General features: G+C 39.1%; 18 protein-coding genes, 1 tRNA gene and 2 pseudogenes. 12 read left to right on the top strand and 9 right to left on the bottom strand.

Annotated elements, in window-relative coordinates; genetic code table 11:
* Positions 1-26: 26 nt before the first annotated feature.
* Both NOS7107_RS19195 and NOS7107_RS19190 read left to right on the top strand, forming a co-directional pair.
* Complete coding sequence (locus NOS7107_RS19195; RefSeq protein ID WP_015114605.1) at positions 27-1,199, top strand: hypothetical protein; 1,173 nt, start codon at positions 27-29, stop codon at positions 1,197-1,199.
* 50 nt (positions 1,200-1,249) lie between these two features.
* Positions 1,250-1,320, top strand: a tRNA-Gly gene (locus tag NOS7107_RS19190).
* A 513-nt stretch (positions 1,321-1,833) separates the two neighbouring features.
* Here NOS7107_RS19190 and NOS7107_RS19180 read toward each other — a convergent pair.
* Positions 1,834-2,787, bottom strand: a complete 954-nt coding sequence (locus NOS7107_RS19180; protein WP_015114603.1) for a Rieske 2Fe-2S domain-containing protein — start codon at positions 2,785-2,787, stop codon at positions 1,834-1,836.
* 138 nt (positions 2,788-2,925) lie between these two features.
* Between NOS7107_RS19180 and NOS7107_RS19175 the strand changes: the two are divergent.
* From NOS7107_RS19175 to NOS7107_RS19165, 4 genes and pseudogenes are all read left to right on the top strand, one after another.
* Positions 2,926-3,531: pseudogene (locus NOS7107_RS19175) on the top strand (TetR/AcrR family transcriptional regulator); the annotation flags it as partial.
* 42 nt (positions 3,532-3,573) lie between these two features.
* Positions 3,574-3,675, top strand: a pseudogene (locus NOS7107_RS29470) (IS1 family transposase); the annotation flags it as partial.
* 135 nt (positions 3,676-3,810) lie between these two features.
* Positions 3,811-4,440, top strand: a complete 630-nt coding sequence (locus NOS7107_RS19170) for a hypothetical protein (protein ID WP_015114601.1) — start codon at positions 3,811-3,813, stop codon at positions 4,438-4,440.
* Positions 4,433-4,828 carry a type II toxin-antitoxin system death-on-curing family toxin gene (locus tag NOS7107_RS19165; RefSeq protein ID WP_015114600.1) on the top strand — a complete coding sequence of 132 codons (396 nt, stop codon included), beginning with the start codon at positions 4,433-4,435 and terminating at the stop codon, positions 4,826-4,828. The genes NOS7107_RS19170 and NOS7107_RS19165 overlap by 8 nt, the downstream gene beginning before the upstream one ends.
* Before the next feature lie 23 nt (positions 4,829-4,851).
* Here the strand turns inward: NOS7107_RS19165 and bchH are convergent, their stop codons facing one another.
* The 4 genes from bchH to NOS7107_RS19145 all read right to left on the bottom strand — a co-directional run bounded on the left by bchH (position 4,852) and on the right by NOS7107_RS19145 (position 14,777).
* Positions 4,852-8,523: a magnesium chelatase subunit H gene (bchH, locus tag NOS7107_RS19160; protein WP_015114599.1), complete on the bottom strand. Its 3,672-nt coding sequence runs from the start codon at positions 8,521-8,523 to the stop codon at positions 4,852-4,854.
* Positions 8,524-9,136: 613 nt separating this feature from the next.
* On the bottom strand, positions 9,137-11,815 hold the full coding sequence (locus NOS7107_RS19155; RefSeq protein ID WP_015114598.1) for an S-layer family protein: 2,679 nt from the start codon (positions 11,813-11,815) through the stop codon (positions 9,137-9,139).
* Between the two features lie 115 nt (positions 11,816-11,930).
* Positions 11,931-12,662, bottom strand: a complete 732-nt coding sequence (locus NOS7107_RS19150; protein ID WP_015114597.1) for a hypothetical protein — start codon at positions 12,660-12,662, stop codon at positions 11,931-11,933.
* 297 nt (positions 12,663-12,959) lie between these two features.
* Positions 12,960-14,777, bottom strand: coding sequence for an ABC transporter ATP-binding protein (locus NOS7107_RS19145; protein WP_015114596.1), 1,818 nt, complete (start codon positions 14,775-14,777; stop codon positions 12,960-12,962).
* A 111-nt stretch (positions 14,778-14,888) separates the two neighbouring features.
* Here NOS7107_RS19145 and NOS7107_RS19140 point away from each other — a divergent pair, with 111 nt between their 5' ends.
* The 4 genes from NOS7107_RS19140 to infC all read left to right on the top strand — a co-directional run bounded on the left by NOS7107_RS19140 (position 14,889) and on the right by infC (position 18,887).
* On the top strand, positions 14,889-16,820 hold the full coding sequence (locus tag NOS7107_RS19140) for a serine/threonine-protein kinase (protein WP_015114595.1): 1,932 nt from the start codon (positions 14,889-14,891) through the stop codon (positions 16,818-16,820).
* 235 nt (positions 16,821-17,055) lie between these two features.
* Positions 17,056-17,475, top strand: a complete 420-nt coding sequence (locus NOS7107_RS19135; RefSeq protein ID WP_015114594.1) for a hypothetical protein — start codon at positions 17,056-17,058, stop codon at positions 17,473-17,475.
* A gap of 101 nt (positions 17,476-17,576) precedes the next feature.
* Positions 17,577-17,753, top strand: coding sequence for a hypothetical protein (locus NOS7107_RS28685; protein ID WP_015114593.1), 177 nt, complete (start codon positions 17,577-17,579; stop codon positions 17,751-17,753).
* A 642-nt stretch (positions 17,754-18,395) separates the two neighbouring features.
* Complete coding sequence (gene infC, locus NOS7107_RS19130; RefSeq protein ID WP_083889725.1) at positions 18,396-18,887, top strand: translation initiation factor IF-3; 492 nt, start codon at positions 18,396-18,398, stop codon at positions 18,885-18,887.
* A gap of 69 nt (positions 18,888-18,956) precedes the next feature.
* Here the strand turns inward: infC and NOS7107_RS19125 are convergent, their stop codons facing one another.
* The 3 genes from NOS7107_RS19125 to NOS7107_RS19115 all read right to left on the bottom strand — a co-directional run bounded on the left by NOS7107_RS19125 (position 18,957) and on the right by NOS7107_RS19115 (position 20,171).
* Complete coding sequence (locus NOS7107_RS19125; protein ID WP_015114591.1) at positions 18,957-19,247, bottom strand: hypothetical protein; 291 nt, start codon at positions 19,245-19,247, stop codon at positions 18,957-18,959.
* Between the two features lie 173 nt (positions 19,248-19,420).
* Positions 19,421-19,726, bottom strand: coding sequence for a hypothetical protein (locus NOS7107_RS19120; protein WP_015114590.1), 306 nt, complete (start codon positions 19,724-19,726; stop codon positions 19,421-19,423).
* Positions 19,727-19,871: 145 nt separating this feature from the next.
* Entirely contained in the window at positions 19,872-20,171 is a 300-nt protein-coding gene (locus NOS7107_RS19115) for an RNA-binding protein (protein WP_015114589.1), read from the bottom strand.
* A 452-nt stretch (positions 20,172-20,623) separates the two neighbouring features.
* Between NOS7107_RS19115 and NOS7107_RS19110 the strand changes: the two genes are divergently transcribed.
* Positions 20,624-21,463, top strand: a complete 840-nt coding sequence (locus NOS7107_RS19110; RefSeq protein WP_015114588.1) for an alpha/beta fold hydrolase — start codon at positions 20,624-20,626, stop codon at positions 21,461-21,463.
* A gap of 92 nt (positions 21,464-21,555) precedes the next feature.
* Positions 21,556-23,253, top strand: a complete 1,698-nt coding sequence (locus NOS7107_RS19105) for a serine/threonine-protein kinase (RefSeq protein WP_015114587.1) — start codon at positions 21,556-21,558, stop codon at positions 23,251-23,253.
* 101 nt (positions 23,254-23,354) lie between these two features.
* Here the strand turns inward: NOS7107_RS19105 and NOS7107_RS19100 are convergent, their stop codons facing one another.
* A complete protein-coding gene (locus NOS7107_RS19100) occupies positions 23,355-24,356 on the bottom strand; it encodes a CsgG/HfaB family protein (RefSeq protein ID WP_015114586.1) in 1,002 nt (333 codons plus the stop codon).
* Between the last annotated feature and the right edge of the window lie 185 nt (positions 24,357-24,541).

Genomic DNA, 24,541 nt, shown 5'->3' with positions numbered 1-24,541 from the left:
TCTGAATTATCTTTGGCCTCGGTGATATGACAACGCCTGTTGCAGACAAAACTCCTGTTCCACCCAAGATTTGGAAACGACATAGTGATCCTCCAAGTTTGTGGATTTTTGTCACTATTAGTTCAGTTTCCCTGCATTTGTTGATTTTTTGGTTGATGCGATCGTCCAATGTGTTTGGATTATGGTTTCCCCAGCAAAGTCAAGCTATTGTTCCTATTGAGTTGGTGGAAATTTATCCAACAGCAAAATCAAAATTACCTACGACAACAGTTTCACCCAAACCAAATATCTCATCCCAACAGAATATAGCCGGAACTTTGCCAGAAACAGCAAACAATATAGCTAGAAATCAGGATTCTGAAACCAGCATTCTGAATCAGAAGAAAGTTGTTTCTCAAAAAAATACCAAACCATTAGTCAAAAAACCTGTTTCACAACCCAAACCCAAAGCACAAACGACCCCAAAACCAAGTTTTACAACTGACTTTACTAAACCTACGCCAACTCCCAAACCTACACCGACAATTCCTATTGGTAATCTTCCGTGGAATCGCCGACAAGGAATTATCCTCGGAAAAGGAAAACCATTACCAAGCAGTCTTCCTTCAGAACCATCAACAAATTCAACCACGGGAGCAGATAATAATCCCCGCACTCCAACAGGAAATTCGTCTCCAAGTTCCACCGATAATACTTCTAACACGCCGCCTCAAAAAAATCCTACTACTTCTCCAAGTCCTACCAATAAAACTTCACCCATTCCCACAAGAAATACCCCTCAAACTCCTACAGACAAAAATCCCACTACTTCTGAGCAAGCTGGCTCGACAGTCACAATAGTGCCTTTTGCTGATCAGGAAATGCGTCAACTAAGTAAAGATTTACCTGATGTTTTAGCTACATACCAGGGAAGTGGTATGAAAACATTAGCAGCAAATTCTCTCAATGGCGAAAATGGACTTGCACCTGCACAACTTGTAGCCAGCTTTGTAATTGCACACAATGGGAACTTTCAACAGGCTATAGTCTTAGAAATAAAACCTTCCAACCTCCAAAGCGAAAAAAATCTCTACCAACAAGCAATCAACGAACTGTTTAGGAACGAGAAGTTTACCCCCGCCTACAATCAAGATGGCAGTAAACCAGACTTGAGTAATCTCTTTGTCAAAATTACAATTCAACCTGTCAATTCTAATTAGATGTTTGAATTTTCTGTAAAATAGTGTTACTATGTTTAAGTTGGAAATTTGCGGGCGTAGTTTAGTGGTAAAACTATAGCCTTCCAAGCTATTAATGCGGGTTCGATTCCCGCCGCCCGCTTAAAAGCTAAAACTATTTTGAGCTATGGCTTACAATAGTTTTTTTGTTTATGGGGCAGTTCATTCTATAGTATTTCTGTACTAAAAATATACAATGATTTGGGGTAGTTTAGGGTACTTTGGGTATGATTTGGGTGTAAATTTAGTGTACAAAAGTACTACTAATTATATGTACACCAAAACATTTTTACGTCCTCCTCCAGATGCTATTAACCTAATTTTTATTTTTTCAATTTCTGCTTGTTTCTCTAGATGCTTTTTTCTGCTAATGCGACTAATGTAATAAAATCTGCATATTTAATCCCAATTAATCGCTTTGATTCCTGTGGGTATGATTCTATTATTTTGTGGACAAGTCTAATCATCTCTTCATCACCGCTACTTGCAATAAACTGACCATTGGAAAGACAACTGAAGGGTAAATTTTGGAGCGTTAAGCTTTTTAACGCAAAGTTACGGGGAAAAATTCTCAAGCTCCTCATTATCTCTGCTGCGCTGCGTGAGACAAATCACATTACCAATCATGATATAGCTTTTGAGAATGAAACATAATTTCCTCGTTCGGTAGGCGAATTTTGGGTGTTTGGCGAGGATAAGAAGTTTCAATGGCGCGTGTATCTTGCTCGACGACTGTTGTCACCGCACTTAACATTGAACGTCTTAATAAGGGTACGAGAATTGGATGTTTGGGTTTGGTGAAGACTAACACAAAAGTTTTAGTTTGAGTTTCCGTTTCTGGATATAAGATATGCACCTGCAAAATTTCTCCTAACAAGAATGAGGTATGAAAAGTTGTTAGTGCGGGGAAAGCATACTCTAAAGTCCCTGTGTAGGTTTTAGGTGCAGTTAAAATAACAGGATTGCGGAGAATATCATTCCAAGTACTATGCTCCCGTTCTAGTTCTTGGACAACCTTAGCCCAATATCCTTGATGCTCAAACACCGGAACGCGATTAGCTTTAATACCAAATAAATCCCGGTGTGTACCGCTTTGATGGTTGTAGTCGTAGTTGATTAACAAGTTATCTAAAAAAGTCCCGCGAATACTTTTTTCGCCAGCCACACCAACAAAACTCATACCTTCGCTAACTTTGGCGATGAGGTCTGGTACGGGAATTTTGGGAACGTGACCAGCGTATGTCCAAATACAATCATCTTTGATAATCAGTTTTAGCGTATTTACCAGCGGTTGGCTTCCTACTTGACCAGACTGATGCAACCTTCCTTGTCCATCAAATTCCAACGCGTGGAAAGGACAGGTAATTGTACCCCGTTCTTGGCAAATCCAGCCATCAGATAGAGGTGCTTGCAGATGTGGACAAACGTTATCTAAGGCAAGAACTTCACCTTGTTGATTTTGCCAAAGGACATAATCTCGACCATTCAGCGCAACTTTATAAGGCTTGCTAACACCCAGCATAGAACGATGAGCAATTAACCACGGTGCGCCAGGGAGAATTACTACCATAGGAGCCTCCTAGGGATTTGTTTAGGGTATTTGGTATGATGCGATCGCTCTAATTTCGACCGCGTTAGAGTAGAATTATGACAAAACTTTCATGTTTGATTTAAAAATACGACAGATTTTTCATGTTTGTCAAGAACTATGGCTATAAGTAAATCTGATTCGCTGCTGATGCGCCGTCAACCCAAGCAAAAGCGCAGTCAGCAACGGGTTAAGAAAATTCTCCAAGCAGCAGCCGAAGTCTTTGCGGAAGTGGGATATGAGGCTGCGACTACCCATCAAATTGCAGCGAAAGCCGACACAGCTATAGGTTCTCTATATCAGTTTTTTCCTGATAAACTCGCCATATTTCATGCACTCGAAGCGATACACATGGAACGGGTGACAGCAATTCTTACCAAACTTATGCAGTCAGCCAACGAGCATAAGTCATTACCAGATTTTATAGGTCATACAGTGGATATTTACGCGAAATATTTTGCAGATCCCATCCCTCGTGTTGTGTACATTCAGTATTTTGTTGCACCAGAATTGTTTCAGCTATTTGACGAAACCTTTAATCAGCAGCTAATTCAACAATTCGCCGCCTTTTTTCGTCACTGGAACCCAGAGTTAGCTGTAGAAAAAAGTGAACTCATTGCTGAAACAGTGCATCGAACCTACAACGCCTTACTTTTGAATGCTTTGAAACAGGATGAAAGCAAACGTCAAGTTCTTTATGCAGAACTCAAAGCAATGCTAGTAGCATATTTAACACCATACACACTGCCCCAAGAAGTAATGAAAGTAATGATATGTCCTTACTGTCATTCATCCCGTTTATCTAAAAATGGTCATCGTCATGGGAAGCAGCGTTATCTCTGCAAAGATTGTGGTAAACAGTTTTTGGAAAGGCTTAATTAGTAATGTTTTTAAACGCGGAGTATCGCTAAGGTAAACGCAAAGTTACGCGGAGTTTTTGCTGTGACTTTATGCAATTATTAGTAAATTTCGTTAAATTGATATTAGAATCCAGGTACAAAACAGATGGTAAACAGCTTGATTCTTCCGCCAGAAACAATTGCCAAATTTCAAAAAAGTATAGAAATCCTGGAAAAATGCCTGAATGATGCTAACCCGCAAGATGAACTAGTTGCGGAAATAATTGAGTTGGAAAATAGCGGAATGATAACTCTTAGTCAGCTTCTAGATAAGCTAACAGAGTTAAAATATAAACTTGATAAATTTAATAAGCTGGTTGATAAACTTGAAAAAAAATCCCAACCGGATCAATTATCAATTCTACTTTTTGTGAGATACAGTTTTTTACTTCAAGAAATTTTAGAAAAATGCTCTGAACTTAATTTTATAAAACACGAGAACACCAGACAGGTTTTTATAAAGTATATTCGGGTTGTTCTAAATACATATCTGATTATTATAAATGAAGCTTCTTCTTTAACTTATCCACATGATGAAGAATATATTCTTGTAGAAACTGGAAAGTACGTAATACAATCAATCATTAAAGCTTGTTTACAATTTAACTTACTCACTGAAGAATTTACTAAGTTATTAGAACAAAAAGATGATATCATCCCTAAAGAATCAGAAGCTATGCTAATTTCTTTGGCATCTACAAAAAAATGGGATTGGGTGTACAGTAATCTTGCCTAGTCCTAAATTCATTGAAAAACAAGATGTGTTAAGTATACATAGTAAGCAGATTCGCATATATGGTGGCTCACTTGGTATACGCGATGAAGGCTTGCTAGATTCAGCTATTTATCAACCCCAAGCAACTTTCGGTGGTAAACTTTTACATTCTACAATTATTGAACAAGCCGCAGCTTATTTGTTTCATATTACTAATAACCATGCTTTTGTAGATGGAAATAAGCGGACTGCTTTTGATGTGATAGTGACATTTTTGAACATGAATGATTATGAACTGAATATGTCACCAGAACAAGCTTATGAATTAACAATGCAAGTTGCTGATAATAAAGTAAGTAAAGAAGAGCTAATTGAACTCCTGAAAAATTATATTACAGAACTCATTTAGCCTCTTGATAGATTGGGAATTTTTTAAACAGTCACTCCTTCCAATTCTTCATCAGTCAACTCATATAACTGACGCAATTTATCTAACTTATCTTGATCAGCTTCCCAGAAACCGCGTCCAGATGCTTCTAACATTCTGCTAATAATATTGCGGAAAGCTTCAGGGTTGGCTTGGCGTAATTTCTCTGCCATTTCTGGGTCTAAAGCGTAGGTATCAGCCGCTTGGTCATAAACCCAATCATCTTGAAAATCGGCAGTACCACCCCAACCAATTAAGGCTGTCATCCGTTGCGAGATTTCATAAGCACCGCCAGAACCTTGATTTGCCATTGATTGCGCCCATTTGGGATTGAGTAATTTGGTACGATATTCCATCCGCAGCAAATCTTCTAAATTGCGGGGGGTGGTGTCTTTTGAGAAACTTTCGACAAAGCTGGTAGTTACCTTTTTACCGCTTTGTTTTTCGGCGGCTTTTTTCAAGCCGCCAGTGTTGGCGTAATATTCCTGAATATCAGTTAAACCATATTCTACCGAATCGATTTCTTGGACAATGCGATCGCTCGTTTTCAATAACTGATTCAACACCTCTGGTCTAGCTTGGCCTTTATCTTGTCTCCCATAGCTAAACACATTGCGGCTTTGCCAAGTATTACCTAACTCTTCCCCAGATTCCCAGTTCCCATCCACCACCCTATCATTTACTAAAGAACCAAAATCACCCGCAGGATTAGAAAACAATCTCGCGGAAACATTTTCTACACCTTGCGCTTTTAAAGCCAAAGCGTGTTTCCGAATAAAATTCTGTTCTTCCGACTCATCCGCCTCAGCCGCGCGTAAAAACAAATCATCCAATAATTCGATGATATTCACAAAACTATCTCGGAAAATTCCCGACAAATTACCCAACACATCAATGCGGGGATGTCCCACCTCAGCCAAGGGTTTCAATTCATAACGAACAATTCGGCCAGTCCCTTCCTTCACAGGTTCAGCACCAACCAACTCCAGCAAAATTCCTAAAGATTCACCCTTAGTTTTAATCGCATCTAAACCCCACAACAAAACTGCGACAGTTTCAGGATACTTCCCATGTTCCTGTAAATGCTGGGCGATAATTTTCTGGGCAATTTCCCTACCTCTTTCATACGCCGCAGGTGAAGGCATTCTATAAGGATCTAACGCATGAATATTCCTTCCCGTCGGCAAAACCCCCGCCCCATCACGCAACAAATCACCACCAGGCGCAGGCGGAATATACTCCCCATTCAACCCCCGCAATAAATTTGTTAACTCATCTGTAGTTTGTTCTAATAAATCTCTTATCTGTATCTCTTCCTCTCCGCGTCTTTGCGGTTCGTTTCCAAAATAAGCCTCCAAATAAGCCGCCATCTCTTCCTCATTTGGCGCTTCACCCAAAGTATGTAACCCAGAGGAAAACAAACGATTCTCCAAAACCTGCAAATATTCGTACAACTTCACCAGATAATCATCAAAAGCATGGGCGCTAAACATTCTGATATTTTCTGGCGTAAAAGGAATGCCCAACTTTTTCGCATCCTCAAACGGACAATCAACATCTAAACCCGTATCAACAATCTTTTTACAAATCCCTTCCTTCAGCACATAATTCTTTTTCGGGTCTTCTCTATACTCCGCAATTAAATCGCGCAACGCCACCAATTCCTTATACAAACCTGCACGACCATAAGGCGGGACATTGTGCGAAATTAACACCCCATAACCGCGACGCTTTGCCAAAATTGACTCCGAAGGATTATTCGCCGCATATATATATAGATTGGGCAAATCACCTAACAAAATATCCGACCAAGAATAACCCGTATTTCCTAAAGGCGAACCCGGCAACCATTCCACTGTGCCGTGCATTCCAAAGTGAACCACAGCATCAGCTTGCAACTCGTTTTGTAACCATTTATAAAAAGCAGCATATTGGGGATGTGGTGTTAAATCGCGTTCAAACATTAATCGCATCGGGTCGCCTTGAATGCCTAACGGTGGTTGTAAACCTATCCAGACATTTCCTAACTGCACACCACCAATGTGCAGTTCCTCACCATAAGTTTTAATCCCACTACTTGTTAAAGATTTCCATTGTTTTTCAACGCGAGATGTGCGGAGATATCCCAACCATTTTTCTAATTGACGGGCATTTACAGTATTGGGGAGTGGGGAGGAATTTGTTTCTATTCTCTCGTCGGCTTCTTTCACCTGACGAATTAATTCTTCCCCATCTTCGGGGATGTCGCCAACGTTATAACCTTGGTCTTTGAGTGCGTGAAGGAATTTAATTAAACTGCGAGGTACATTCAACAATGCAGCTGTGCCGGCTGCACCATAACCAGGGGGGAAACCATATAAAATAATGGCAATTTTACGTTCTGATGCTGGTGTTTGCCGTAAAGCAACCCAGCTTTTGACTCTACCAATTAATCGCTGTACCCGTTCAGGAACAAGATAAATATTTTCGCCTACCAAACCACCGAGGGGAACGGTATCAATAGCCCCATCAAGTTCGGGTAACGCATATAAAACTACACTTTGTAATCCGCCGACACCTTGGCGTGTCCAAGAATGGATATCTTGAATTAATAAGGGTGCGGCGACAATATAAGGGACATTTTTTGCAGTCAGGATGCGCTTTGCTACTTCTACTTGGCGACCGGCTTCCATTGAACCAGCCGGGCCACCGACAAGGGGAAAGCCAATGGTGGAAACTATGGCATCAACTTTAACTGCATCTGGGGAAAGTGAGGGAGTTTCAATATTATTAAGTTGGCGTTGTTGTTGTTCGTAGTCAGTCGTCATCCAGTCCCGAACTGCTACGTGTCCCTCTACACCGTTGATGAATATAGGTAAGGGAATTAAACCGGCTTCTTCAAAGCGGCGAATGAGTTGGGGAATATAGGGTTGCTTGGTGATTACGTGTTTGCGGTAAAGTAATATCCCCACAATGGGGGGCTGAAAAGCATTCCTTCTGCCTCCTGCCTCCTGCCTCCTGCCTCTCTGCTGATACCAGTCTAGGTAGGCTTTTGGCGATGCAAAAAACCCTTGATAGTCGGGATGCAATAATCCCATTTTGGGGGTTTCGACTGGTGGGGGAATGTCGCCAATTTTTAAGCCGAGGTATTTTTCTGCTAGTGTCCAGAATAAAGAAGCGACGTTTTCGGGGCCGCCAGCATTCCAGTAACCATAGATAATTAACCAGTTGCGTAAGTCTTGGACTTTCTGGACTGGGACGAATTTGAGAAGTTTCGGGCCGATTTTTAAGAAGCTGATGTAACCTGCGAGTTTGTCTTCTTCCCGTCCATTACTGAATTTGTCGAGGATGAATTTAACTGGTTTGGGCATTCCTTTGGGTTTGTCCCCAATGGCAAAGTCTCCCAACTTGGTTAAACTCATCAATTCTAAAGCTGACTCAAACACAAGCCGGATGGGAACTTGGGCAAGGCGATCGCGCAGCCACACAACTTGGTCATAATCAAATAATAAGCTGCCAAAAAATACGTCAGCGTCATGCAGTGCTGTTTCTACTTCCCCACGTTTACTGATAATATCGCGATCGCTAAACACCCGAATATCTAAATCAGGACAGCGAGATTCAGCCACAGCAGCCGCTTTTCTGTATAAGTCAGCGTTGAACGATTCAAACCCAGCAATTAAGACGATCCGTTTCATGCCCGTAAGCTACGCAATATTTCTTTACTTAAATTCTAATCGTGGTTGCAGGTTGATTGTGAAACATCTGTCTTGAGTTCGCCACAAAGAACCGAAAATTGCATAATTTGGCATTTTGGCAGATTTCCTCAAGTCTAAGTTGGTATGGTGATATCCGCGAATGTCTTTGTGCGACAATTACCGACTTGCAGAATCCCTCGGCTAACTACCGGGGGGCTTTTTTTTGGTAAAGTGCAAAATTTTTAGGCAACTGCTACTAACAAAATGTAAATGTTATGGTTCAATATTTTTATACAAATTGTTTGATAAAAATAAAGAGCGATCGCTTGAAATTCTAGAGGAAATTATGTTGACTATTTATCATCAAATCATTTCATGCTACCAGTGAATGTAAAAAATAATAACCAACCATTAACTTGATTTAATCTTTTGATAACCAAGTTCACCGCATCCCAAGCAAATATAATATTCCTATGCCCTCCCGTCACCACTAGTTGAGAAATCAAATTGATATTTCTAGATTGTAATTAGATAATGCAAATAGCTTTGACAAATCAATTTTTCATCATTTTTGATTCTTCACTAATTAATGCAAGTTGAATTTAATCATTATTTAGCGACTATGGCAAACCGTAGAGGTAACGCCTAAATTTTCACGGACAGAATTAGCGCCCTGAGCAACAAGTGTAACTTCGCCTTTGTTGTTAAAGACCCAACCAGATGCAGGAACTAGAAAAAGACTATTAAGTGTTTTGGATACTTGCACAGCAGGAATTTTTGATTGATATTGTGGCTTTGCGGCTACAGTGCGGCGCGTATCTGACCATACTGCATCACTATCGAGTTGGTCATTGGGACTTGGAGGTAAGCCACCACGTCCAGCTACGGTGAATTGGTTGGCTACTTGTTCTGTTTGTGTGCCACAACCTTGAGCGATTAATTGGGAAACATCTACTACAGTTTGAGGTAAAGTAGTTAGACCTTGAGTCGGGTCAACATCGGGGTTGTTGATGTTAATAACTCCATTCACACCAAAAGTCGAACTGGCGGTAATGTCACTTTCGGGTGTTGGAAATTGTCGGGGTTGAATACCAAAGATGCCTTGGGTAGTAATATTAACTTGACCACCATTACCTGTAAAAGCATTAGCTTTGATGTCGCTATTTTCTGAGGAGATAGCCACAATAAATGGAGCTTTGATATTAATGATGCCACCATTACCACCAGCAGGTAGAGTTCCTGCTGTGGTGGAGATTAAACTCTGGCGGCGTAGTAGGAGTACCTCATCTAAGGTGAGTGTGATATTACCACCATCACCAGAAGCAGTTTCAGCAATTAACTTGGCTTGATTATCTAATTGGACAATCCGCGCCGTGATATCCAAATTACCGGCTTGTCCAGAGCCTTCACTACTTACTGATAATTCTGCGCCATCTCGTACCGACAAGTGATCGCTATTAATAATTAAATTACCAGCTTTCCCAGAGGCTTGAGCATCGGTAAACAAAGTACTTATGACACTTTCACCACCAATATTAGCTGCACCCACAACCTCTACAGAATCAGTAGCGTTGATATTCAAGGTTCCACCAGCCCCTTCCCCAAAAGAAGCAGAACGAATTTCTCCGCCATTCTGCACTACCAACTGTCTCAGAGTGAAAGTAGCATTACCACCTACTTGACTAGAACCAAAATTAGCAGCGGAGATTCTGGCTCCATTTTCCACAGTCAGCAATCCAGTTGTAATATCCAAATTGCCGACATCGCCTGTAGCACCTGGATCAGAACCGACAAAAATTCCACTTCTATAACTATCGAAGGATGAACCAGTAGCTTGAGAAGACGCTCCACTAACCAGAATTTTATCTGTAGCGTGAATCGTGATATTGCCGCCATTACCGCTATTGCGAGCAGTTGTGGCTATTTGTGCGCCACCCGTAATCGTAAGTTTTTGAGTTTCAATGGTTAAAGCTCCCGCATTACCAGGGTTTTCTACGGCATCTTGAACAACTTGAGTAACAATACCACTAGCAATTTGACCATCTTGGCTACCTCCACGCAGTTCTATAAAATCTGAGGCTTTGACATTGATGTTTCCTGCGTTACCTAACCCAAAAGTAGAAGAATCTACAGTTGCACCATCTCGAATTAGTAATTGTTTAGTTTCAATTTTTATGTTGCCAGCGTTACCTGTAGCTAATTCTATGACTTGAGAACCTATACCACTAGGAATAAAACCGTCTGGGGTTGTACCTGCTAATTCCACCAACTCTGAAGCCTTTACCAATATATTCCCAGCATTCCCGTCACCCAGAGCAAAAGTTCCGAGAAATGCTCCACTATCTATAGTTAAATTTTTGGCATTGATTGACAAATTATCTTGTCTGCCTCGCTCAAAGCTATTAATAAATACTAAAGAACTATCGGTCAAGTTAACATTTCTACCTTGGAAATGGATATCGCTACCATCATTACCACTGCCATAAATAATCGCAAATTGAGAAACTTGAATATCTCGAAAATCTTGTACACCGGAATAATCAAAGGCATAACCTTTCTCAATTTCTGTTAGTTTGACTAAACCTGTACCAACGCTACCCAGTTCAATTCGGCCTGCTGTTGTTGTCAGATTTCCCCCTTCTATCCCTACATCACCTCCTATCAATGCCAAGGTTTTACCAATAGGAGCTTTTAAACCAATAGGGTTAGAAGGATCAGCATCAGTCATTTCTCCGTTTGGGCTGGCTTGGGACTGATTAACTATTCTACCAACAGTAGAACTAAAGTTTAAACCTATAGGAATGCTGACTGTTAATAATGGGTCAGGAGTATGGTTTGTAGCACTAAATTCTTTACCATCAGCAAACTTAATACTATTGGCAGTACTGGCAATAAAGGAACCACCAACATTTAAGCTGGCATTGGGGCCAAAAACAATTCCACTAGGATTAATTAAAAATAGATTAGCCGTGCCGTTAGCTCTAATGATGCCATCTATATTAGAAATTGAACCACCTGTTACCCGTGCAAAGATGTTTATGACTGCCGAATTATTGTTGAAAAAGGCAGTATCGCCTGTAGTCGCCGCTGTATTGACAGAGAAGGAAAATTCTTGAAAGCTGTGGAATAGGTTTGTATCTCTAAGCGTACCGCCCTCAATCATTCTGATATTACCAGAGTTGCTGACAGTGGTATTTACAGGGAGGGTGTTATCGGGAATGATGTCTGCAACGGCTTGGTTACAAGCTAACAACCACAATATTGCCGTGCAATTCCATCTCCAGAATCGCATCAGATAGTTTACCTTTACCACGGCGATCGCACCTTAATTACATAAAAATTGAGAGGCTCAGATACCCGACTTTTTGAAGAAGTCGGGTATCTAGTTGTTGATGAATAGTTAAAAGTTAGGACACTTTTTTCAAGCGTTTGCGGTGTTGCAGTAGCGATCGCATCCCCAAAGCGCCTACACTCAGTAAACTAGCTGCAACAGTAGATGGTTCAGGAACTGGTTGACTACTGTTTTGCAGGTCAAAAGAAAATGTTCCCCCGCTACTAGCCTGACTAGGAAAGAATCCGATAATTCTATTAACTTCACCTAAACCTGTTAAATTATTAATCAGCCTAGAATCGTCAGACTGAATAAACCAAACTACGTCAGGCTGATTACTAGTTGCTCCTCCCAAAAAGCTAAGATCATACCTCAATACATTGCCCAAAAAATTGATTCCACCATCAAAGAAGAAATTCTGTAAGCTATTTAATGTAACTGTTGAGCCACCATCAATATTGAGATTACTGACAGTAGTACCGTCAGCTTCAGTAGTCAATCTGCTAATAGTTAAATCTCCTAATGGGCAAGTATCTTGACCACAAATAGCTAAATTACTTATATCAGAACTAGGCAATGCAATATTAAAATCTTGAATTGCTCCTGGAAAATATCCTAAATTGTCATTACCTAAACCAGGCGATTGTTCAGTAACTGTGGTGTTTATATCAAAATCAATGACTTGTCCGTTAATGGAACGTCCAGAATAACGAAATCTTTGTGCTTGTGCAGCATCTGGCATCATAGTAACTGCAAGAGTAATTAATGTTGCTGCTCCTACAACTTTCTTAAAAGCATTGTTCATCATAGAATAACTCGTCTTATTGCTTAACTAATCTTTGCAATTGATTGCAAAGATAAAACTTTGAAAAACCCGTAATTTAAAGATGCTTACCGAACTTAATGCGATTCAGTATTAACCCTGTTGTTGCTGCATGGAAACAACATTTAATTATTCTGATTTAAGCAGAAATAACTAAATTTAGTATATATTTTGATATTTCTTTGTATTTTATTTATGAAATCTACATACTTAATATAAGTAAATAGACGTAAATCTTGACCGTCGTAACTAAAACTAGGGTTTACCTAAACTGTTATAAATCTACTGATAACCTGCTGCTTGCAACAAAAACAACTTGGCATAAATTCCCCTAATTTCTAGCAACTCTTCATGAGTTCCTTGTTCCTTGACTTCCCCATTGTCAATCACAACAATGTTGTCAGCCATTCTCACAGTAGAAAAACGGTGAGAAATCAAAAACACCATCTGATTTTGAGTAAGAGTGCGAAAATGATTAAAAATTTCAAATTCAGCTTGAGCATCAATCGCAGAGGTTGGCTCATCAAGAACTAAAATATCTGCTTGCGTACGCATAAAAGCACGGGCAAGGGCTATTTTTTGCCACTGTCCGCCAGATAATTCTTGTCCACCTTTGAACCAGCGACCGAGTTGAGTTTGAAAGCTTTGCGGCAATTTTTCAATAAAAGATTGAGCTAAACCTTTTTGGGCTGCAATTTGCCAGCGATGTTTATCTTCAAGATTTTTCACATCACCAACGCCAATATTTTCACCCACTGTGAATTGGTAACGTACAAAGTTTTGAAAAATTACACCAATGCGTCGCCGCAATATATCAACATCCCATTCTTGTAAGTCCAAACCATCTAATAAAATCCGCCCGGAGTCGGGTGTATAAAGTCGAGTCAGGAGTTTAATTAAAGTAGTTTTACCAGAACCATTTTCACCAACAATTGCTAGTTTTTCCCCAGGTTTTAAATGTAGGGAGATATTTTTTAAAGCTAGTTTATTACTACCTGGATAAATAAAGGATACATTCTCAAAACGAATGCCATCTTGGGGAGATAAACCTTGAGTCGCATAACCCCAAGGCTTGGTGACTTTTTCTTCTAAGAAGTCGTAGAGATTAGATAAATATAAGTTATCTTCGTACATCCCACCAATGGAAGTCAGGGCGTTAGAAAAAGTCGCCTGTCCTTGACGAAACACGGTGAGATACATTGTCATATCGCCTAAAGAAATTTTACCCACAACTGCTTCTATGACAATCCAAGCGTAGGCAATATAAAAAGCAATGGTACTGACTAAACTTAAAAGATATCCCCAAAGTCCGCGCCGCAAAGTTAAATCTCGGTCTTCGCCGTAGAGTTGGCGAAAAACCTCACGGTAACGTTCTAACAGCATCTCTCCTAGCTGGTAGAGTTTGATTTCTGTTGCAAAATCTTCCCGTGCTAAGAGATTTTCAATATAGTGTTGTTGACGAGTTTCTGGCGCACGCCAACTAAATAAGCGAAAGGCTTCACCTGCAAATCTAGTTTCAGCAATGAATGCAGGCATGGCTGCTACGATTAAAACTATCACCGCCCAAATGGAAAATTTGACTAACAATACACCGTAGGTAATAAGAGACAAGGCGTTCTGGACTAAGCCAAATGTGCGGTTGACGAGAGAAAGGGGACGGACTGAGGCTTCGCGCCTAGCATTGGTTAATTTGTCGTAAAATTCTGAGTCTTCAAACTGTTGCAGTTCTAAGGTGAGGGCTTTTTCGAGAATGAGAATATTTACCCGTTGACCAAGTAAAACTCGCAGTAAAGATTGACAAACAAGCAAACCGCGCTGACTACCGGCTAATAAAATAACTGCGATCGCTTCTAAGCCAACATACCATAAAGGGTGATAACCAGTGACTACATTACCTTGCGCCGCCAATAACACAGCATCTACAATCAGTTTACCAATGTAGGCGATCGCAGCTGGTAAAAGTCCCGCCACTAAAGTTAACGTCGCCAAAATAATCGTCAAACCACGGCTGGTCGTCCACACTAAATTTATCGCCCGTCCACTGTAGCGAAAGACAGACAGAGATTGTTGCAGAGTGTTTCTTACTTTCTTAGTCCCCATTACTTTTATTTATAGCGTAGAAACACCGAGTTGGGGTGATAAGTCAATAAAGAGAAGAACTCTTCACTCAACACAACGTATACTACGGATACATTCTGCCTGTAGCTTGATATGAGCCTGTGCATCAACCCCTTTTGCCCTAATCCAGAAAACCCGGAGAATGATAATCACCGCTTCTGTCAAAGTTGTGGTTCCCAACTACTTCTAGAAGAACGCTATCGGGTCATGCGCCTGTTAAGTGATAAAACCAGCTTTGGTAAAATCTATGAAGTCTACACCAGGAGTACGCCCAAAATTCTCAAAGTACTGAAAGAACAACTCAACAACCACCCCAAGGCGGTGGAACTCTTTCAGAAAGAAGCAAATGTCTTGAGTCAATTAAATCATCCGGGAATTCCCCAAGTTGACGGTTATTTTCAATATCAAACTAGCAATGGATTCAAGCTGCATTGTTTAGTTATGGAGAAAATTGATGGTGTCAATTTAGAAGAATGGCTACAACAACAAAGCCATCAGCCGATTTCTGAAAAACAAGCGATCTCTTGGTTAAAGCAATTAGCAGAAATCTTGAACATAGTCCATAGCCAAGGATGGTTTCATCGTGATATTAAACCAGCTAATATCATGTTGCGAAATAATGGGCAGTTAGTGTTAATTGATTTTGGCACCGCGAGAGATGCCACTCATACTTATTTAGCTAAACTAGGAGCAGGGAACCAAATTACAGCCGTATTTTCAGCCGGGTATACCGCAACAGAACAAGCTTGCGGTCAAGCTGTACCGCAATCAGATTTTTTCTCCCTAGGACGGACTTTTGTTTATTTATTAACAGCACAATATCCACTACGATTTTACAATGCTCGTGATGATGTTTTAAACTGGCGATCGGCAGCAAATGTCTCCCCAAAATTTGCTGATTTTTTAGATAATTTGATGGCAAGAAAAGCCGCAGATAGACCACAAACTCCTGAAATACTTTTGCAACAACTGCAACAACTAGAACAGACAACAACACTCAAACCCACCCACATTTCTTCTAAATTTCCGAGAGTAATAACTGCTGGTACTCTACTTATTACGGCAGTAGTATTAAGTTATGGGTTATATCAATTGCCTAGACTGCCATTTCCATTTATCCATAAAAATCAATTAGAACATCTGCAAATAGACAACACTCTAAAATCTCACTCACATTACGTTAAAACTCTTTCCATAAGTCAAAATGGTAAAACTTTAGTCAGTGGTAGTAGTGACAAAACCATTATAATTTGGAACTTAGCAGATGGCAGTTTAATTCGGACAATATCTGGTCATGATAGTGGAGTGATTGCAGTGGCTATTAGCCCAGATAATCAGATTTTGGTTAGTAGTAGTAATGACCAAACCATCAAAATTTGGAATTTAAAAACTGGGACATTAATTCATACTCTGAAGAGACATGAAGGTGCAGTTTGGTCAATTGCTATTAGCCCAAATGGACAAACTTTAGCAAGTGGTAGTGGCGATAAAACCATCAAAATTTGGAATTTAAAAACAGGACAGTTAGTTAAAACACTCACCAGCCATTTAAGTTCTGTAATGTCATTAGCAATTAGTCCTGATAGTCAAACATTAGTCAGCGGTAGTAATGATAAAACAATTAAAATCTGGAATTTGGCAACAGGTGAATTAATTCGGACAATCAAAGCTCATGATGATGCGGTTATTGCTCTGGCTATTAATCCTGATAGAGAGACTTTAGTAAGTAGTAGTAATGATAAAACAATTAAAATTTGGAATTTAGCAACAGGCGAATTAATTAGAACACTGACAGGTCACAACGCAGAGGTATTTTCTGTAGCAATTAGTCCTGATGGCAAGACTTTAGCTAGTGGTAGCGGTGACACTACAATTAAACTCTGGAATTTAAATGATGGTGGCTTAATTCGGACACTTACAGGTCACACTACTACTGTTTATTCTGTAGTTTTTAGTCCAGATTCGCAAACTTTAGTCAGTGGTAGTAGTGATAGAAGTATCAAAATCTGGCGAATTCAGCAGTGAGATAGTAGTTACAAAAACTCACAAAGAAAGAAATCATTAAGTTAAGTTGTACTGGAGAAAATTTATCAAATACATATCTCCACTCATATTTTAGTTAAGATATTCTATAAAGTTTTTGAATATCGTGTTAAAGTAGAAGATAAGAGTATAACTAATTCATGATTTTTTTAGTATTAACAGGATTTCACCTTAAATCCAAACTAATTGTTAGTTAATTATGTGATGTCATATATTTATGGAATCTAATAAGTACAAAATTGAGTACAAATTTCATTCAATCTGTATTGAAGAGGAATCATTAAGTAAAAAAGCTTACTACTACAAAATTTCTGGCGAACTATGCCATAACAGTGGATTTGTCAATTCGATTTCTGAAGCCGAGAAAGAAGCTAAAGAGAAAATTGATGAAAAGTTTAATCTGATAGATAAAAAAGCTGCGTTACACAGGTATTGCGTAATGCGTGATTTTGAAAGCTTTGTCGAATTGTTAAATCAACAACAAGAAATCCCTAAAGAACTGGCGTATCAAGTAGCTTCTCAATTAGCTTTAGCTTCAACTTTGAAGTACTTTACCAAAGAAGCATTAAGAATTGATGTGAATAGTTCAGGAACTGTAGATGTTAATGAAGAACTCAACACAGATAACTTACGGTAATTAAGTCAGTTTTTGACATATTATTCTAGAGCTTGTTCTGCCTTATCTATTTTCAGGTTAGTAATTAATTTGAGGCTTAACCACAACCACAGCTAATAAATATGGCAAAAGATAAAGAACTAGCGATAAGTCACCTTAGTCTTGAAGTCAGAGAGTTGATCAAGATGTATGCTGCTGTTAACGAATGTACACAAATTGAGATGTTAGAGCGCATCGTTTTGGAGTGGAATGCCCAACAAAGTCGTAGTGAAAGACCTCCAGGAGATGAAGATGAGTAGTCGCGGCTCAAGGCTAAAATAGTTCATGAATATCATTCTTCTGGTGTAGGCATCTTGCCTACACCAGAAGAGCTAGAAGTCTATCACCGCAAAAAACCATAACTTAAATATTCTAAGCTTACTATGTCAATAGTTTAATTTGTTTATAAACTATAAATAAACTCTGAAGAAATATTAACCATACGCTTGAACAAGAGACATAAGTTAAGTTATTGAGAATAAACCTAACTATGTAACAAAATGTAAAATCGGACTAATCCTTGCGAAGTCTCTTCGCGTCTACATTCCACATAGTTTCATCCCTTTTGGGCAAGCTAACTCCTACGCAATGACATAGCGTGAATTATTTAAGCCTTCTACTTAATTGACTGCAAAATCCTTTTTGTATAAGGATTTTAACCCCGTTTTCCGTTCCCTGCTATGGTCATTAAAAATTAATAAATAACGCTTCGATCTACACAATTTCGAGATTAAAATTAGAATATATTGAACAGTACTCAAAATAATGAGAGTACTTTCAGCATTTCAGGTTAGGTAACAAAAACTCAAAATTTTCTGCCAGAGGGCTGAAGAAGGAGAGATAGTACTGTGTTACCTTAGTAATACTTGCAATGCAAAGTGTTGAATAATTGAGAGGAAAAAATTATCGTAGTCCAAAAGCAGCTAATTAACTCGCAAATCAAGTCACCTCAAGTCTTCTTGATTGACCATGAAAATAATAATCGTGGTTTGATAGACACCTACGAAGCTCTAAACATAGCTCAGAGCGTTGAGCTTGACTTGGTTGTAGTCTCCCAAAACGAAGACATTCCAGTAGCAAAGATTCTCAATTATGGCAAGCTTCAGTATCAAAAGAAGAAACGCCAGGGTTCAAGTGCTAGACCTACTGTAAAAGAAGTTCGGTTCCGTCCTAATGTCGGTGCGGGTGACTATAATTTGCGTATTAATCAAGCACTTCAGTGGTTGAGTAAAGGCGATTCAGTCAAATTCGCTATTCGTTTACGGGGTCGAGAAAATCAATATCGCCAGCAGGCTGGAGATATGCTAGATCGCATTGTCACTGATCTGGGTGAAGTTGGCAAAGTCCAGTCGCTGGATAAACGCTCATTGATTGTGCAAATCATGCCTGCATAAAACTATAAACAGCGCTCTATATGCAGCAAGCATAGAGCGCTGTTACTTACTTATGAATGGAAATTGCCATTATTTGGCAACAGTTATCATAATCTCTTTAATGCTATTTAAACAAAAATCAATATGAGAGCGAATAGCCCGCTCATAAACTACGGTTTGCTGTGTGCGTACTCCTACAGCCTGATATATCAACTTAACTTCTGGGAATTCACTCCAGTACATCAAAAAAATGTCTTTAGCAGGAGTAATAATTTCATAATTATTCTCTTGCCTTTTTTTTCTCAGCTTACAATTATTTAGTTGTAATTTTTGTCTAAATAATTTTTCAAATTCAGGAATTATATTTGCAGTAGTTTCCATACTTGATACACCTTGCAATTACTTGTTAGGGAGAACATGATTCTGTAATGCTACTGAGTATGACATTAAGCTATCTAATATTAAAGCTAGTCATATCAAAATTGTTAATTACATAGCACTTTCAGCAGTTGAATAAGACTACATATTTATCAGGAATACCTGCGGAAATTTAATCAATAAAAGGCTTCTATATTCTGGCGAAAAGCAATTAAAGCGTGCTTACCTTGTTCTTCTTTGAGTGCAGACAGAATGGCATTTGATGCTTCTAATGAAACTATTGTCTTGATTTCAATATTAGTGTTGTAGCCGGCTAGGTCTGCCAAGCGTCTTCCGTGACCGCCTTCACCCTGCACTTGATTAATTGTATAGCCGCTGACATTATGGTTTTTTAGCAGCTTAACAATCCGGTCTTTGAGTACTGTTTCACCAATAATGGTGATTAAAATAGCAGGCTCAACGGGAGGGGTTGAGTTTGACATAGAGAACTCCAGAAATTCGATTTTAACTGATTGTCCAGTCCTGATTTTGTATTAAAAAGGCTCAAGCATTTCTGCCTAAGCCGATAATAAATGCAATTCGTGTTCTGGATTAATGGGTTAGCTTCAAGAGCTAAATCTATAAAACTTAGTAGCGGTTCCGTGCGCCGTAGCTTCCACGATTACCACCAAATGAACCTCTATCTTCTTTTGGTTTAGCCTTATTCACTTTGAGATCACGTCCCATCCATTCAGCACCATCAAGAGCTTCAATGGCAGATGTTTCTTCAGCATCTGTACCCATTTCCACAAATCCAAAACCACGCATCCGACCTGTTTCACGGTCAGTAGGTAACTGAATGCGTTTTACTGAACCATATTCTGCAAAAACTGCACTCAGACTATCTTCTGTAACTTCATAAGAAAGATTGCCTACATAAACTGACATAGATTGTCTCCGAAATCATAAGTGTGTGGAGATTTAGGTTTCGGAGAAAAGTCTGTAGATACCAAAAGGAAAAAGCCTGTCAATAATAAAAACAAACGCGGTCGCCGAATTAACTCTCACTTTCTATTATGACATAGCAAGCAATTATCAGTGGTAAGTTGTAAAAAACGTTATATAAAGTTATACAAGCAATTTATCACTCCGTGTAGATGATAAAGTTTGATGCTTGCAACGAGCATAGTTTACGCAACCATCAATAATTACCCTTGGTAGATAAAGGCTTTCGGGCGTTGCTGATTGAGGGGATGATTTTTGTCTCACGCAAAGCCGCAAAGGCGCAAAGAGCAAGAGTTTGAAAATTAGAATTTTATAATTTCATCCCACATTTATGCAACGCCGGCTTTCGCAGTACGATATAAGCGCAAAGCCATCTTCTCCAAAGTTACATAGAAATGATCCCGATACGGCAAACCTTAGTTAAATCTGATATTCAACTTTCGTATTTAGAGTGGAATCAAGGTCAAGAACCTTTGCTGTTATTACATGGACTAGGCGACCATGCGCTGGTTTGGTCTAGCTTGGGAACATATTTAGCAGCAGATTACCATATAGTTGCGCCAGATATGCGGGGTCATGGTGAAAGCAGCAAACCAGAGAAAGATTATAGCTTTGAAAGTGCGATCGCCGACCTCGAAACTCTCATGGATAAATTAGGATGGTCTTCTGCCCATGTTGTGAGTCATTCCTGGACTGGTAAATTAGCTGTTATCTGGGCTAAGAAAAATCCCCAACGGGTGCGAAGTATGGTGCTTGTTGACCCGATTTTCATCTGGAAAATGCCCCAATTCTTCAAGGCGACATTTCCTGTGTTGTACCGCTTTTTATCTTTTCTCAAAGGTATGGGGCCATTTGCTAGTTATGCAGAAGCTGAACAACTAGCCCAACAATTAAACCAATATCAAGGCTGGAATGAACTGCAACAGCAAGTATTTCAAGCAGGAATAGAACAAAAACCTGATGGTAGCTGGGGTAGTAAGTTCACCATAGCCGCCCGTGATGGAATTTTTGAAGATGTGATGCGCGTACCGGGCTTTATTAGCCCCATCGATACACCCGCCTTATTTATCAAGTCAGATAAAGGTCTCAACCGCCAAGAATGGCAATTAAAACCCTACAAAACCAATCTGAAAAACTTACGCTTGTGTCAAGTTCCAGGAAATCATTGGCCTTTTCTGACTGAACCTGACTCATTTAACCGGACTGTGGCGGCTTTTTTAGCAGAGTGTAAATGAGTAATTCGTCATTTGTCATTAGTCATTTGTCAAAAATTTCTGGACTTTTGACTTTTGACTTTTGACTTTTGACTTTTGCCGTTTGCCTTACCATGAGCCTTTGTATAAATCCAGTTTGTCCCAAACCGAACAATCAAGATAACGATAAACACCGCTTCTGTCAAAGTTGTGGTTCTCCGTTGGAATTACCGGGGCGTTACCGCGTCATTCGCTTGTTGAGTGACAAAACTGGCTTTAGCAAAGTATATGAAGCATACACAAAAGATATGCCTAAAATCCTCAAGGTGCTGGGAGAGGATTTGTCTACTGATGCAGCTGCGATCAAAATTTTTCAACAAGAAGCTACTGTTTTAGGAGAATTACATCATCCAGGTATCCCCAAGGTTGATGGTTATTTTCAATATCAAACGCGCAATGGTTTGATATTACACTGTGCCGCCAAAGAAAAAATCGATGGCTTAGATTTAGAACAATGGATGAATAAACAGCAATATCGTCCAATTTCTCAAACACAAGCTATTGCCTGGTTACAACAATTAGTAGAAATTTTAAACTTGGTACATAACAAGCAATATCTGCATCAAAATATTCGACCAGCAAATATTAAACTTCGTAGTAATGGGCAATTGGTATTAGTTGATTTTGGCACATCTATAGAAGTAGCCAAGCAGTACCTTAATCAATTTAGTCATAGTGGTGAAATAACATCAATTATTTCATCCGGCTACAGTGCATTGGAACAAATGAAAGGTCAATCTGTACCGCAATCAGATTTTTTTGCCTTGGGACGCACTTTTGTATTTTTATTGACCGGACGGCATCCTTTAGATATGTATGATGCCCGAAAAAATTGGCTACAATGGCGTAATTTTGCGTCTCATGTCTCACCTGCACTCTTAGATTTAGTTGATTTGTTGATGGCAACGGATGTAGATAAAAGACCAAAAAATGCTCAGGAAATATTGCGGCAGTTAGGAGAAATTGAACAACAGAAAGTTAGTTCAAACATCATCAATAATCTTCAAAAAAGACAATTTCTGCCAACTATTGCTAAAACAGAAATGCAAGAACAATTGCCTTTACTAGCATTATTAGCCGCATTAATGGTGTCATTGAGCTTAATTGGTTTCATGGCTTTGGGAATGCGATCGCCTAAAGTTTCTGCCTTGATTACTCAAAGCCAAGCTCCTGATAGAAAAGGGAAAATAGACTTCTTTGCATATCAAGAAGGCAGAGATAGTCAAGGTAAAACAGCCGAATTTAGTATTGCAATTTTATCAACAGAATATAAATGGCTATTAAATAGCCATTTTCAAATTAAACATAATGATCAAATTGTCAGTGTTGATTTTTTAAAATTAAACCTAGAACAAGATGGCATCCAAAAAATTATGGAATATCCTACAGAAATTATTTCTGTGGGTACAGCAACTTGTGAAGGCAATTTGGCAGTTGCACAACGTCACTCTCTAGAACGTGCCAAGCAAGTACAAATGTTGGCTCAGAAATTATTTAAAAATACATCTAGTGTTAAAGGTTATCGCTTATTGAATCTTGGACAATTTCAGGATGTTAAATGTCCATATAAGCAAGATATAACCGCATATCAAAGAAGTATCATGATTATTGGCGTGAGGAAAAAATCCAAGGGTGTAGTTTTAGATGAAGCGTTGCGAGATAGGCTCATAAAGCAGCCATTTGCAGATTTTAAATTAGATGATTATTCCTTGGGTTCAATGGATAAATTCGCAACAATTCCTCAACCGATTGTAATACCTGGAAAAAGGTAAATAGTCCTAGCTTAATTGTCAACTTAGGACTATTTAATTGAATATAGGTAATGGGTGTAGATCTAGTTTTACTAACTAATTAACAATTCCCGTCTAAATCTCTATTTTACAGGTTTAGCAACGTCACCAACTTTCATACCTGTACCAGAAATAATCTTAGCTACGCTGGATTGAGGATCGGCTTCTGTAATTTCAATTGTGCCAACATCTTGGGTAATTTGACGAATGACTTTACCTGTGGTTGGGTCTTTGATTGCTCTAGTGACTCTTTGAATTGATAGTTTCAATCCTTGACGATAGCCATCAGTTGTACCTTTATTTAAAATAATTGTACCACCAGTAACATCAGCGACTACTGCATTTATTGTTGGTACTGTTGCTAGTCCGGTAGCTATGTTTAGGGAGTTACTGCTAATTTTTTGTACTACCTGGTCGATAGCAGCAACTGTCGCATTAGTTAATAATTTGGCTTCTTTTCGTGAACTTGTATCTACACTAACTCCACGTATACTAACAGCACCTTCACCATCACTAGACTTACCATTTCCTTCTGCTACTGCCATAATTTCGGCACTAGAGGTATTTACTAAACGAACATTTAGTTTGACATTAGCGCTAGTTTTTCCACCACCTACAGCCACTCCAAATATACTTACACCTCCGCCACCACGTTCTATATTAAATTCAGTAATTGAACCAATCAAAATTGTATCAACACCTAAAATTTTTCCTATTTTAGCTGCGGTACTAGCATCAATTCTGCCAGACGCACCTAAATTTTGTTCGGCAAGAATAGCCTCTAGTTTACTGCGTTCAATAACCCGAAAATTACCACTTTCAAATAGTTTATTCACTAAAATATCACTGACACCTTTAGCACTTGTATTCCACCACCAAATCCAATTATCGGAAACATTGCTATAGTCAAAGTCTAGGACGGCGATGCGGGGCTTTTCTTTATTGTTATCTTTGAGGTTGAAAGTTGAACTGTTGGCAAAATAAACTGGTGATACGGGTTGATTTGCAGTTGCCGGTTGAAGATGATAAAAATTTATACTAACCAACAAAGCGGACGAAAATATGGACGGAACAAGTTTCTTCATAGAAAAGCGATCGCCTCCTAAATGATTTAGATTTTTGAATAGATTAAAATATTTAACTTGGTGTAATCATAATCACATTCTTGGTAACAATGAAGCGCAAACACAGAAACTATATAAAATATTTATAAAAACTCTAAGTAAAAACTAGTAAACTTCGCTGTCTTGATCTTAAAATACCGTTCTTA

The organism is Nostoc sp. PCC 7107 (assembly GCF_000316625.1).
Classification (GTDB): Bacteria; Cyanobacteriota; Cyanobacteriia; order Cyanobacteriales; family Nostocaceae; genus Nostoc_B.
Note: the sequence above shows the minus strand (reverse complement) of the source record. Positions and strands in the feature narration are given on the sequence as shown.

Bases quoted from the DNA above. Each gene is read 5' to 3' on its own strand.
- bchH (WP_015114599.1), bottom strand. From the start codon at position 8,523: ATGAAACGGATCGTCTTAATTGCTGGGTTTGAATCGTTCAACGCTGAC.
- NOS7107_RS19195 (WP_015114605.1), top strand. From the start codon at position 27: ATGACAACGCCTGTTGCAGACAAAACTCCTGTTCCACCCAAGATTTGG.
- NOS7107_RS19100 (WP_015114586.1), bottom strand. From the start codon at position 24,356: ATGAAGAAACTTGTTCCGTCCATATTTTCGTCCGCTTTGTTGGTTAGT.
- NOS7107_RS19140 (WP_015114595.1), top strand. From the start codon at position 14,889: ATGAGCCTGTGCATCAACCCCTTTTGCCCTAATCCAGAAAACCCGGAG.
- NOS7107_RS19170 (WP_015114601.1), top strand. From the start codon at position 3,811: ATGGTAAACAGCTTGATTCTTCCGCCAGAAACAATTGCCAAATTTCAA.
- NOS7107_RS19180 (WP_015114603.1), bottom strand. From the start codon at position 2,787: ATGGTAGTAATTCTCCCTGGCGCACCGTGGTTAATTGCTCATCGTTCT.
- NOS7107_RS19110 (WP_015114588.1), top strand. From the start codon at position 20,624: ATGATCCCGATACGGCAAACCTTAGTTAAATCTGATATTCAACTTTCG.
- NOS7107_RS19145 (WP_015114596.1), bottom strand. From the start codon at position 14,777: ATGGGGACTAAGAAAGTAAGAAACACTCTGCAACAATCTCTGTCTGTC.
- NOS7107_RS19120 (WP_015114590.1), bottom strand. From the start codon at position 19,726: ATGTCAAACTCAACCCCTCCCGTTGAGCCTGCTATTTTAATCACCATT.
- NOS7107_RS28685 (WP_015114593.1), top strand. From the start codon at position 17,577: ATGGCAAAAGATAAAGAACTAGCGATAAGTCACCTTAGTCTTGAAGTC.
- NOS7107_RS19155 (WP_015114598.1), bottom strand. From the start codon at position 11,815: ATGCGATTCTGGAGATGGAATTGCACGGCAATATTGTGGTTGTTAGCT.
- NOS7107_RS19115 (WP_015114589.1), bottom strand. From the start codon at position 20,171: ATGTCAGTTTATGTAGGCAATCTTTCTTATGAAGTTACAGAAGATAGT.
- NOS7107_RS19135 (WP_015114594.1), top strand. From the start codon at position 17,056: ATGGAATCTAATAAGTACAAAATTGAGTACAAATTTCATTCAATCTGT.
- NOS7107_RS19105 (WP_015114587.1), top strand. From the start codon at position 21,556: ATGAGCCTTTGTATAAATCCAGTTTGTCCCAAACCGAACAATCAAGAT.
- NOS7107_RS19125 (WP_015114591.1), bottom strand. From the start codon at position 19,247: ATGGAAACTACTGCAAATATAATTCCTGAATTTGAAAAATTATTTAGA.
- NOS7107_RS19150 (WP_015114597.1), bottom strand. From the start codon at position 12,662: ATGATGAACAATGCTTTTAAGAAAGTTGTAGGAGCAGCAACATTAATT.